At 60.7% G+C, this 12,171-nt stretch carries 10 protein-coding genes; 5 read left to right on the top strand and 5 right to left on the bottom strand.

Annotation, left to right across the window (positions count from 1 at the left end; all coding sequences use genetic code 11):
• The first annotated feature begins 125 nt into the window (after positions 1–125).
• The gene (locus BKA12_RS10060) at positions 126–1,151 is read left to right on the top strand and encodes a restriction endonuclease (protein WP_183643311.1); all 1,026 of its coding nucleotides are present in this window, start codon (positions 126–128) and stop codon (positions 1,149–1,151) included.
• Positions 1,152–1,170: 19 nt separating this feature from the next.
• Here BKA12_RS10060 and BKA12_RS10055 read toward each other — a convergent pair whose 3' ends face one another.
• Positions 1,171–1,974: a putative hydro-lyase gene (locus tag BKA12_RS10055; protein ID WP_183643308.1), complete on the bottom strand. Its 804-nt coding sequence runs from the start codon at positions 1,972–1,974 to the stop codon at positions 1,171–1,173.
• Positions 1,975–2,127: 153 nt separating this feature from the next.
• Positions 2,128–3,342: an NRAMP family divalent metal transporter gene (locus tag BKA12_RS10050; protein ID WP_183643305.1), complete on the bottom strand. Its 1,215-nt coding sequence runs from the start codon at positions 3,340–3,342 to the stop codon at positions 2,128–2,130.
• A gap of 260 nt (positions 3,343–3,602) precedes the next feature.
• Here BKA12_RS10050 and BKA12_RS10045 point away from each other — a divergent pair, with 260 nt between their 5' ends.
• The 4 genes from BKA12_RS10045 to BKA12_RS10030 are packed head-to-tail and all read left to right on the top strand — an operon-like array spanning position 3,603 to position 8,683.
• The gene (locus tag BKA12_RS10045) at positions 3,603–4,664 is read left to right on the top strand and encodes an ABC transporter substrate-binding protein (protein ID WP_183643302.1); all 1,062 of its coding nucleotides are present in this window, start codon (positions 3,603–3,605) and stop codon (positions 4,662–4,664) included.
• Positions 4,665–4,672: 8 nt separating this feature from the next.
• Entirely contained in the window at positions 4,673–5,698 is a 1,026-nt protein-coding gene (locus BKA12_RS10040; protein ID WP_183643299.1) for a FecCD family ABC transporter permease, read from the top strand.
• Positions 5,695–6,723, top strand: a complete 1,029-nt coding sequence (locus BKA12_RS10035; protein WP_338087499.1) for a FecCD family ABC transporter permease — start codon at positions 5,695–5,697, stop codon at positions 6,721–6,723. Before BKA12_RS10040 ends, BKA12_RS10035 begins: the two co-directional genes overlap by 4 nt.
• 1 nt (position 6,724) lies before the next feature.
• Positions 6,725–8,683, top strand: coding sequence for an SIP domain-containing protein (locus BKA12_RS10030; protein ID WP_183643296.1), 1,959 nt, complete (start codon positions 6,725–6,727; stop codon positions 8,681–8,683).
• On the opposite strand, the gene BKA12_RS10025 is transcribed toward BKA12_RS10030, so the two are convergent.
• The 3 genes from BKA12_RS10025 to BKA12_RS10015 are packed head-to-tail and all read right to left on the bottom strand — an operon-like array spanning position 8,653 to position 11,877.
• Entirely contained in the window at positions 8,653–9,471 is an 819-nt protein-coding gene (locus tag BKA12_RS10025) for a glycosyltransferase family 2 protein (RefSeq protein ID WP_183643293.1), read from the bottom strand. The two genes, BKA12_RS10030 and BKA12_RS10025, sit on opposite strands and share 31 nt — an antisense overlap.
• 7 nt (positions 9,472–9,478) lie before the next feature.
• Positions 9,479–10,831, bottom strand: coding sequence for a bifunctional PIG-L family deacetylase/class I SAM-dependent methyltransferase (locus BKA12_RS10020; protein ID WP_183643290.1), 1,353 nt, complete (start codon positions 10,829–10,831; stop codon positions 9,479–9,481).
• Entirely contained in the window at positions 10,825–11,877 is a 1,053-nt protein-coding gene (locus tag BKA12_RS10015; RefSeq protein ID WP_183643287.1) for an acyl-CoA dehydrogenase family protein, read from the bottom strand. Before BKA12_RS10015 ends, BKA12_RS10020 begins: the two co-directional genes overlap by 7 nt.
• Between the last annotated feature and the right edge of the window lie 294 nt (positions 11,878–12,171).

The raw sequence follows: 12,171 nt of genomic DNA, 5'->3' as shown, positions 1-12,171 counted from the left end.
TCAAGCTAGAGTCCTTAGTGAGAGGCTCAAGCGCTTCGCAAGCGACGAAAAGCAGATCTTGCTCAAGTGGGACAACCTTAAGGTGAGATTGTCTCGAGGTTTCTCTCACGAAAAAGGATCAGTTCATGCAATTTTGGGGCATTCACAACGACACTCTCAGTACTGAATTGCTGGAGGATAGTTTCGTCAGTCTCAGCTGGGACAATATCGGCGATCTGTCCCAAATACCTGACGGTCGCGAAGGGCTCAAAGCAGAACTGGCTAGAAACACACCTGAAGACGCCCATAAGGCGATTCCCATCTGGGCCGGGATCCTTCTGCGCTTTCGCGATGAAATCAAGATTGGCGACGTAGTAGTCGCGCCATACAAGCCAGATAGCACCATCAACATCGGCATCGTCAAGGGTCCCTACGAGTTCGCCGCCAATGAGCCGACCCACAGGCACAGGCGCAGCATCGAATGGAAGAAGATCGGACTATCGCGCACGGTTTTCACCCAACCTGCGCTCTACGAAATCGGATCGGCAATCACCCTATTCAAGATTCGAAAGCACTCTCACGAATTCCTGGCGGCTTTGAAGGCGAGGACCGAAGATGTTGAAAAGGTAACCGCCGATGTAGAGCGCGCTGCCGCTTCTTTCGTATCCGATGACGATGCACTCGATGAACCACGAGCCTCTCGAATTGAGCGGCACACGCGAGATTTTGTTCTCGAGGTGCTTCTTGAACGCCTCAGCCATCGACAGTTCGAAGAATTCTCCGCCGATCTCTTACGCGCACTTGGCTATCAAGCTCGAGTTACCTCGTACTCCCAAGACGGCGGCGTGGACGTGATCGCCCATAAAGACCCTCTCGGCGTTGAACCGCCGCTTATCAAAGTTCAGTGCAAACACACCACCAGCACGATTGGCTCGCCTGATGTTCAGCAGCTTATAGGTACTCGGGGTACCGGCGAGCTCTTAGTGTTCATGACGCTAGGAACCTACAGTCGAGAAGCTTTGGGCAGCGAGCGTCAAGTCCCAGGCTTGCGTCTCCTATCTGGCGAAGACATTGTGACGCTAGTGCTTGAAAACTACGCCGCACTCCCTGAGCGTTGGCGAAGCCTCATGCCGCTGACGCCGCTGTTGGTAGTCTCTGATGCCGCTTCCTGAGCGCGATATCTCCGCCTTCTTACGGAACCAGGTACTGCGAATCCTTGGCGTCCGTGATGAGCATGTGGCCCGGCGCGTGGCCGATCGCGATGCTTGGCTTTGATTCCATGACTGCCGCTTGAGGCGTCACTCCGCAGGCCCAGAAGACGGGGATCTGACCTTCTGGAATGACCACGGGGTCGCCGAAGTCTGGCGAATTGATGTCCGTGATCCCCAGCTCTTCCGGGTTACCGATGTGGACTGGTGCGCCGTGGACCGCAGGATAGCGGGACGTAATGCGCACGGCGTCCGGCACCAGATTCGCGGGCATTGGCCGCATCGAGACCACCAACGGGCCACCCATCTTGCCGGCGGATTCGCAACGCACGTTCGTGCGGTACATCGGCACGTTCACGCCTTGGGCGATGTGTGCGACGGGGAGATTCGCCTCAAGGAGCGCGGTTTCGAAGGTGAATGAGCAACCAATAATGAAGGTCACGAAGTCGTCGCGCCAGTAAGACGTGATGTCGGTCGGCGTATCGATGGCAACGCCGTTCTCGTAGACCACGTACTGCGGCACGTCCGTGCGGATATCGCCGCCCTTGAGCAAGGGGCCAGACGTTTCACCGGCATCGAGAACGCCAAGAATGGGACACGGCTTGGGATTGCGCTGCGCGAAAAGCAGCACGTCAAAGGCCATGTCCTTGGGAACGATCATGAGGTTCGCTTGCGCGTAACCCAACGAGATTCCCGCCGTGGGGACCACCAGACCGTCACGGAAGAGTTCACGTGCCTGCTGGGGTGAAATCTTGGATAAATCTTCCGTAGTGGCTGCCGTATTCATGGGTCCTTCTTTCAGAAGTCTTGCGATCTTTGGAGAGCGTTCGGACTTTATTGGGGAACGTTTATGGGCGGAGTGGGAAGTGAAAAAGCTCCACAGGGCGGCCTGCCTAGAGGACAGTTACCACCCTGTGGAACTCAGCATCACCTGATCGGTTTACTTGAAGAGGGAAGCGATGCCCGCGAGGGAGTTCCAAGCCAAGAAGATAGTCAGCAACCAAGCCAACACACCGACAACGAGGAGTCCCACTGGGTACTTGTACCCGTGAAGCAAATCGCGGCGACGCCATGCTGCGTAGAGCAATACGCCAAATCCGACCGGGAGAATCAAGCCATTGAAGGCACCTGCGAAGACCAAGAGGGCTTGTGGAGCCTGGTTGATGAGGATGTAGACGACAGCGCAGAAGGCGATGAAGATGACCGTGTAGATGTTGCGCTTACGTTCCGACGTTGCACGCGTGGTGACGAAGGAGATGGAGGTGTAAGCGGCACCAATGACGGAGGTCAAAGCAGCGGCCCAGAGGACCACACCGAACATGCGGATACCGATTTCGCCGGCTGCATGACCAAATGCTTCTGCGGCCATGTTGCTCGAGGTGAGGGCAACGCCACCGGCGACCACACCGAAGATAGCGAGGAACAACAGCACGCGCATGACGCCGGTAATGATGATGCTCAAGACGGAGGTGCGACTGATGTCCTTGATGGCATCTTCGCCGTGAACGCCGGAGTCAATCATGCGGTGTGCGCCTGCGTAGGTGATGTAACCGCCAACGGTGCCACCGATCAAGGTGGTGATGACCAAGAAGTTCACCTTCTCAGGAAGGATGGTGTTCTTGAGTGCTTCACCAATGGGAGGAGCTGCCACGATTGCCACGTAGAGCATGAGCAGAATCATGATGGCACCAAGGAGGACAACAATCCGGTCCAAGGCCATGCCCGCCTTTTTTGACAAGAAGATCAAGATGGCTATGACAGCGGAGATGATGCCGCCAATTTTCGGGTCGAGACCCAGCATTGCGTTCAAGCCAAGGCCCGTACCTGCAATGTTGCCGATGTTGAAGACGAGGCCGCCGATGAACACGAGGCCTGCCAAGACCCAGCCAATGCCGGGGAGAACCTTGTTGCCGAGTTCTTGCGCGCGCATACCGGAGATGCCGATAACGCGCCAGACGTTGAGCTGTACTGCGATGTCTACCAAGATCGAGGCGAGGATCGCGAAAGCGAAAGAAGCGCCGAGCTGGACAGTGAAGACCGTGGTCTGGGTAATGAATCCAGGACCGATGGCGCTGGTCGCCATCAAGAACATTGCTCCAAGGAGCGCTGTGCGGTGAGAGCCGGTACTCGTATTCGAGACCTTTACGTCAGCCATAATTCCATCCAAGGGGTGCAGGTGACCTCAGTCACAAGTAATGATGAATGAAACAGTACAGGTTGTTGAACAATCTGTCGAGAGTATTGTTCAACAAAATTTCTACCCCCTTATCACGAGCAGCCGCGAGCGACATGGAGGCAGAATGCTACGATTGATTACGGCACACTAATTTTGCGTATTCGGAGCAACTAAGGCTAACCTAACTTACGAACGCTTTCGGGAATGATTTCCCGACCCTTCGTCACCTAGGAATCCTGATGGAACTCACCCGTCGCTCAGCTCTGCTAGCACTCACTTCCACCGCTGTTCTTGGCCTCTCAGCGTGTGCCACCAGCTCAACCAGCACCACGAGCTCGGCTTCCACTAGCGGATCCACCTCTGCGAGCGCTGCACAGAACTTCCCCGTCACCGTGAAGCACATCTACGGCGAGACGGTGATTGATGCAGCCCCCACCAAGATCGCAACGGTGTCCTGGGTCAATGCGGACACCGTGCTTGCGCTTGGCGTCGTCCCCGTTGGCATGGCCAAGGACGTATGGGGCCAGAACGCCAACAATTCCACGGACTGGAAGGATGCCAAGCTCAAGGAGCTGGGCGCCGAAATCGGCTCTGACAAGGCTCCCGTCCAGTACGACGAAGCCGATGGCATCAACTTCGAAGAGATCGCCAAGCTCCAGCCAGACCTCATCGTCGCCGCATACTCCGGCCTGACCCAAGAGGAATACACGAAGCTGTCCAAGATCGCGAAGGTCGTGGGCCCGGTTGCCGCCGCCTACACCGCGCCGTGGCAGGATTCCACGCTCGCTATCGGCCAGGCTCTTGGCAAGGAAGCTGAAGCCAAAGAGCTCATTGCAACGGTTGAAAAGCAGCTCACTGACGCCGGCGACGCCAACCCTGTCCTCCAGGACACCACCTACATCGCGGGCAACCTCGAGCCAGCAACCGGCGGCATCAACATCTACACCGCTGGCGATAACCGCTCGCGCTTCCTCGCTTCCCTCGGCATGACCGAGGCGCCGATCGTCGAGAAGAACAAGCAGGGCGATAGCTTCTACTACAGCTGGTCCGCCGAGCGCGCGAACGAGCTTGTGGCCGACGTGTTCTTCACGTGGCTTCCTGAGGGTGCCACCGTGGATGACATCAAGAAGGACAAGTTGCTCGGCCAGATCCCGGCCGCTGCAACGGGCGGTCTCGTTGCCGAGAGCAGCCAGGCGTTGACGCTCGCGGTCTCCGCGTCGAGCCCGCTGAGCTTGCCATGGGCGCTTGACCAGATCGTTCCGAACATCGTGAAGGGTGCCGAGGCTGCCAAGGCAGCTTAGTAACTCCTTTGACTACCCGTTCCCTTACTCGCCGCGTCACCACCGGCCGCTCCGCATTTATCGGAGTCGCGCTGGTGGTGGCGCTGTTTGCTGCCCTGACGTTGTCGCTAACTATCGGATCCCGTACGACGACGCTGCTCACCGTCGTGGACGCGCTCACTCACGCTGACCCCACCAACGGTGATCACGCTGTGGTACTGGCGCGCATTCCTCGCACTTTGACGGGACTCATCGTGGGCGCGGCGCTAGGCCTGGCTGGCGCGGGAATGCAGGGCATTACGCGAAATCCCCTCGCAGACCCGGGCGTTCTCGGCGTCAACGCTGGCGCGTCCCTCGCGGTGGTCGGCGGCATCTATCTTCTGGGAGCTCAAAGCATCAACGTGTTCATGTGGTTCGCTTTCGCGGGTGCGGCAGCGGCCGCGCTCGTGGTGTATCTCGTAGCCAGCTTGGGCCGTGAAGGCGCCACGCCTATCAAGCTCGCCCTTGCCGGCGCGGCTCTCGCGGCGGGACTCTCAAGCATCATGAGCGCCATCCTCATGCTGAGCCAAGAAGCCCTGGATACCTTCCGCTTCTGGCAAGTGGGAACTCTGGGCGCTCGCTCCCTCGAGGACATCGCCCGCGTTGCCCCGTACGTGGCCATCGGAGCCCTCATTGTGCTGGCGTCCAGCCACAGCTTGAACGCGCTCTCCCTGGGTGAAGACACGGCGCGCGGACTTGGCACCAACGTGCATCGCGCGCGCATCATCGCAGGCCTGGGCGTGGTGCTGCTCTGCGGCGGTGCAGTGGCGCTTGCCGGACCCATCGCCTTCGTAGGACTCGTGATCCCCCACGCCGTCCGGCTTCTCGCTGGATCTTCCTACCTGAGAGTCCTCCCACTGAGCCTGCTCGCGGGACCCGTCCTCTTGCTGACCGCCGACGTGATCGGCCGCGTCATCCTGCCACCCACGGAGGTCCAAGTGGGCGTCATGACGGCCCTCATTGGAGCACCCGTCTTCATCTGGCTCATCCGATCCCGGAAGAAGGTGGGCTTGTGACCACGTCAGTAACCCAGAAGGCTCCGTCTAAAACCGGTGTGAAGCGCTCCGCAAGCCTCATCGCGGGCTTGAGCGGCGTCGTCGTACTCCTGTTTTTTGCCAAGGTTCTGCTGGGATCTTTCCAAGTGTCCTTCGTGGATTTTTGGCGGATTGTGGGCGGCGAAACCATCCCGGGCGCCACGTTCATAGTCATGGAAGACCGTCTCCCCGCAGCCCTCATTGGCATGCTCGCGGGAGCGGCTTTTGGCTTGTCAGGCACCCTTTTCCAGAACCTGCTCCGCAATCCGCTGGCCAGCCCGGACGTGATCGGTATCGGGTACGGTGCGAGCGCCGCGGCCGTAACTGGGATGCTGCTATTCGGCCTGCAAGGGTGGCCGCTCATAGGACTCGCGCTCACGGGTGGCCTCGCGGTTGCGCTGCTGATCTATTTCCTTGCGAACTCCGGTCGCCATACGGGTGGTCGATTCATCCTCATGGGCATCGCGTTCGCGGCCATGCTGCAAGCCGTCATCAGCTATCTACTCACGCGCGCGGATGTGCGCACGGTGGGCGACGCGCTGCGCTGGATGATCGGCTCCCTCAACTCCAGCACGTGGGATCGCGTGCAAGTATTGCTGATCGCCCTCGCCATTTTGGCGCCGCTGACGGCAATCGCGGCGGGCAAACTACGGATTTTGGAACTAGGGGACGACGTCGCAGCTGGGCTCGGTCTGCACGTTTCGCGAGTGCGCCTCGGCATTGTGGCGGTGGCGGTGGCGTTGTGCGCGGTAGCTACCGCGATCACGGGTCCCATTGCGTTCGTCGCGTTTATGGCGGGACCGCTCGCGCGGATGCTCAACAAGGGCGCCGCGAACCTGATGTTGTCTGCACTCACCGGAAGCGCACTAGTGCTGCTCGCCGACTTTGTGGGCTCGAATGCTTTCGGCGGGACGCAATTGCCCGTCGGTGTAATCACTGGTGCCTTGGGTGCACCCTTCTTGCTGTGGCTTTTGATCCGCAGCAATCAACGTGGAATAGGAGGCTAAAGTGACAACACTTGCGGCCCAGAATCTGTCTTTGTCCTATGACTCTCGCGTAGTAGTCGAGGACTTGGACCTCGAACTACCCGCCGGGGAAGTCACCATCATTGTTGGCGCCAACGGTTGCGGAAAGTCCACGCTTTTGCGTGGCTTGTCCCGATTGTTGGCGCCGAAGTCGGGCACCGTGCTGCTCGACGGGGCGGACATCCACCGCCTTTCGTCCAAGGACGTGGCCCAAAAGCTGGGCCTCTTGCCCCAGTCCCCGCTGGCACCGGACGGTATTACCGTTCGCGAGCTCGTGGGCCGCGGCCGCTACCCACACCAGGGTTGGTTCCGCCGCTGGACCGCGGACGATGACCGCGCCGTAAACCACGCACTAGCCGTCACAAACTGCGAAGACCTCGCTGATCGTTCCGTGGATGAGCTCTCCGGCGGGCAGCGACAGCGCGCGTGGATCGCCATGGTCCTGGCTCAAGAGACGGACCTCTTGCTCCTCGATGAGCCCACCACTTTCCTCGATATTGCTCACCAGCTCGAGGTTCTAGATGTGGTGGCCGATCTGAACCGCCGCCGCGGCACCACCGTGGCAATCGTGCTGCACGACCTGAACCTGGCGGCCCGCTACGCGGACCACCTCGTAGCCCTCAAGCACGGTCAGATCGTGGCACAGGGCCGTCCCGCGGACATCGTCACCTCGGAGCTTGTTCAAGAAGTTTTCGGCTTGCCATCCCGCGTGATCCCGGACCCCGTGGCCGGAACTCCACTCGTGCTGCCCATCGGTCGCAACCGCATCCTGCGTACTGCGAGCAACTCAGTCGCTGCGAGCGCCGAGGTAGCCAGCGACGCAACCGCTGCCGTGCCCGCCACCGACTCCCCCGCCACCTCAACCCCGGCGGAATCGGAGGCTCAGGCTGGGACGCACGCTGCGTCGTCGTCCTCTCTGACGGAAACCGACACCGAACCACGCCAGCCCACCCTAGAGGTCGCGCCCACCATGGTGTTTGATCTTGACGTGGTGGCCGTGCAGGATCTGGGACCAAGCTTCCGGCGCATCACCGTTTCCGGGGATGACTTGGAGCATTTCGGCACCAATTCGGATCCTCTGGACTTGCGCTTTAAGGCGCTGATTCCTTCAGCTCGCGACGCCGAAACGTACCAACACATGCTGGGGCTCTTTGCGGATCTGCGGCCAAGCGGAACCATCACGGCTTCCGCGAACATCACGTGGTACAAAACGTGGCTGTCTTTGCCGGAGCGAGAGCGCGGCTATATGCGTACCTACACGGTGCGTGCGCAGCGTCCGGCGGGGCACCCGAAGAACGTCTCGCAGCACGCAGAACTGGATTTCGATGTTGTCCTGCACGTTCGCCGCGAAAATGGTGAACTGGTCGGCGGCCCCGCATCGGTCTGGGCGGCCGAAGCATCTGTGGGTGATTCGCTGCTGCTCATGGGACCAAATCGGCACCTCGCGGATGCGAGCTACGGTGGCATCGAATTCCGTCCGGGATCCGCTCAACGCATCCTCTTGGCAGGCGACGAAACCGCAGCCCCCGCCATCTGCTCCATCCTGGAGTCATTGCCACCGGGCATTCAGGGCAACGCCTTCATTGAAGTGCCCGCCGTCGAGGATATGCAGGGTACCTCCACGCGCTCGGGTGTTACGGTGCAGTGGTTGCCGCGCGGATCGCGCCCTCACGGCGAACTGGTCAGTGCCGCAGTGCGCTCCGTAGTGGCCGTACCGGGCGCTGGCGCGGTAGACCCCGGGCTGGAGCCGGAGGACATCGACGTGGACGCCACCATTTTGTGGGAGACCACCACGGGTGGATCGCAACCGTTCTACGCGTGGCTCGCGGGCGAGGCCGGACTCATCAAGGAGCTACGCCGTTACTTGGTGCGGGATGCCGGAATTGACCGCAAGCAAGTGTCCTTCATGGGTTATTGGCGCCGTGGCAAGGCTGAGGGGTAGCTTCCCGGGTACGCCATGTCGTGGGCCGGGAGTCGACGTTCGCCTCTGCGCAACCCGGGCTGCAAATCCCGCAAGTAGCCCGCGAATCCGCCAGCGGTTCTGCCTTGAAGCCGACCAGACGTCACGGCGTGAACTGCAGTAGAGCCCACCACGAGTTTGCCAGCATCCCGGAGCGTACGAATAAGCGCGGCGTCCTCACCGATGTCATACGCGGGAAAACCACCTGCCTGAAGATAGGCATCGGCGCGGAACGCCATGTTCGCACCGTAGATGTGCTCGGTCCCGTCCAGCGGATCGTGGCGTTCGTGCCACAACTTTGCCAGATCCGGGTCGGTGTCCCGAGGGTCCGGCTCCACGGTCCCTAGGATGGCGTCGGCGCCCTCATTCGCGACGTTCACGAGGGACACCAGCCAATCCGCGGGCACAAACGTATCGCCATCGGTGCATGCCACCAGCACGCCGGCGAGTTCGCTGGCAGGAACGCCGTCAAGGCCCGCCCGAATGCCGGCGTCTCGCGCGCGGCCGGGTGAACCCACCTTAACGTTGAGCGAACAGATGCGCGGATCACGTTTGGAAACTTCTTGCGCAATGCACAAGGACCCGTCCGTGCTGGAGTCCACCACCACGCTCAAGCGCACGGTGACACTGTGGTGAAAAGCAAGTTGGTCCATAGCCAGCTGAACGTGGTGGAGGCACGTGCCCAAGCGTTCTTCTTCGTCACGGGCCGGCACTACTACGAGGACATGTGAGATACGGGCTGATGGTGGTGGCGTGGAACGGGTATTCATGAGCGTGTCATTCTTTCTTCTCAAAAACCTCGAGCAGAAATGCACTCTCTCGGTGGTGAATCAAGGGTGGTTCTTGGGTGATAGGGCGAGCAAGTTCGTGGACCCGATGACCATCGAGCGGCCACCCGTCAATGGGGCCCAGCCAGTGGCAAAGCAGAAGATGGCCGTGGGGAGACAGTGAATTCCAGGCTGCGGTCAGCAGTTGGGTGAGTTCGTCCTCGGTGAGAAAGTAGCCGATTTCCGAGACCACCACGAGGTCCAGGGAAGCCGGGTGGAAATCCCAGTCACGCGGCAGTTGCGCTAGTCGCAATTCCACCCTGTTCAGCCCGGAGAGGCGTGCACGTGCGAGTTCTAGCGCCTCGCTACTGGCATCGAGCCCCACCACGGAACTACACCGGTCGGCGAGGTCTTGAGTCAGCACGCCGATGGAGCAGCCGGCTTCCACGGCGCGTTCGTAGCGTTCTCGAGGGAGGCTCGCACGCGTCACGGCACGCTTGCGGCGTTCGTACCAAGAGTCCACGTACGCCCACGGGTCTTTGTCACGGCGGTAGAGGTCATCGAAAACCTCTTGCGCCGAGGTGGAGCCGAGTTCCACCACAGGGGTAAAACGGAAGAGTTCAAAGTCCCGATCAAAGTGAGCTCTGACCGACTCCGTCAGCAAGACTTCATCGCCGGGCTGCTCTGACAAGGGCTGAATCTGAGAAACATGCTCGGCGAGGGCCGCGCGTTTACCGGCAACCTCCTGGGCGGTGAGCTCTAAGCGTTCAAACTCGCGCCAGCGCGGATCACTCGGTGGCGCCCAGTGCCAGTACCAAATCGGGAATTCCAGCAAAGGAACCCCTGCCAGGGCGGCGACGCGACGACCACTGACACCCACAGCTTCGTGGTCCGTGTGACCGTCGGCAGCATAAGTGACAGCAAGCACGGTGGGCCGATTCGTGGAGCGGATCGCACGCAATAGCGCAGCGTCAAGGGCCGAGCCCGACGCCACCACTGCGCCGTCGTGCATTCCCAGATAATCCAACGTCAATTGCTCGTCCCGGCCAAGGTGCGCCAGCGCTCGCCGCATTTCCTGAAGCCGCAGATCCGCCAACTGCTGCGGCGAATGCGTGGGGGAATTTGGGTGAGAGGCCTCCCCCGCCGTGCACAGGAGCACCGTGACGTGTGCTCCCCCGGTAATGGCGCGCTGGATCAGCCCGGCGGCTGCGAGCGCTTCGTCATCCGGGTGCGCCGAAACCACCACCACGTGCCCATCTTCGCCGGGGATTGCACGCGGATCGAGGTCTTTCAGCGCGTCAAGGCCCGCATCACGCCATGCGCCTTCCGGGGTTCCCGTGGAGTCGTGGGTGAAGCTCACCATGAGTGCCCCGATTCCAGGATGAGCTCGCCGAGAGCGGCGTCATCGCGTGCCCCGTGGTGCTGGCGAATGTAGAGGTCAAGGTCTGCGACGCGCCGCGAATGGTCTTCGTCGAACGCTAGCGCGGCCGGACCAAGCGACTCTCCGGCTGCTGCGAGCGCTACGCGGCACGCTTGCTCGGCGATACCGCGGGTGCGGTGCGCTTCGGCCCAATCCACGGTGCCGCGTTCGGCACGTTGAGCAGACAGGGTGAACGACGACGCCGCTGCTGCCAGGTGCCGATCCACCAGTCCCAAGCGTGCGTGGGCAATCTGATCCGGTGCGCGGTGGGTTGCCTTGGCGAGCATCGAACGAAAGAGGCCTACGGCTCCGCCGAACCAGCACGCGGCGACGCCGATGCCGCCTGCGGCGAAGTTGGGGCGCGTCAAGTACCAGTCGGGCTCACCCACTGCATGGGCGGGAACATCTGTGAATGAAATGGGGTTGCTCACGATGTTTTTCAAGCCGGTCGCGTGCCACCGGCTGGAGTCTTCAACTATGACACCCGGGTGCTTGAGGTCGATTGCGAAGGTCCCGCGGCGGGTGTCATCCACCCACGCGGTGACGATGGCGTGAGAGAGCTGGCCGGCGAGTGAGCACCACGCTTTAGTTCCCTGAAGAACCCAACCGCTGGGAGTGTGTGTTGCCGTGAGTTTCGCGTTGGGAGCTTCGGCTGCGAAGACACCCCACGTTGATCCCTCCGGGATGCGGATAGCGCTACCTGCATCCGCAGCTTCGCGCAGGATGCCGAGTGCGTCGAGGTGGGGCTCAAGGGTTCGCGCTGCCGCGAGATCGACTGCGGCAACGGTGGCTAGGAATTCCCACTGGGTCAGGAGGGGGATGTTGAGTGCGGGTTCTTCAGCGAGGACTTTCAGGACAGGCTCAGTCTTACCCTTTGCAGCCTGCGCCGCGTCTAAAAGATTTTTGTAAACCGGCTCGAGAGCACTGCGTGGGCTCTCTAGATCCCACGCAAAACTTACCCACTGAACCTCGTCGTGATGCTGTTGCATGGCAGTCCTCCCTTACACTCACATATTACACTTATAGTGTAAGTTTTGGGTGCCGCGTTCTCCCCCATCCTAACGGTCAGAGCAGTTGAGTAGTTTCAGTCTTGTGAAATACACCCCGCAAGGCACCTGCCCACTCACAAGGGATAGAAATGAATATTCAGACAGTCCCGCAGCCCCCAGCAGCACCGTTCAAGCCCCTCTTTCAGGCCGCCATGGACAGACGTGATCTCATACCCGGATTGCCCGCGGAGATAGCTAGGTCGCGATTCGTTTGCTCGCCACACGCACGAGTTT

This window comes from Neomicrococcus lactis (assembly GCF_014200305.1).
GTDB lineage: Bacteria > Actinomycetota > Actinomycetes > Actinomycetales > Micrococcaceae > Neomicrococcus > Neomicrococcus lactis.
The sequence above is the reverse complement of the archived record's forward strand: the minus strand, read 5'-3'. Positions and strand labels throughout refer to the sequence as shown.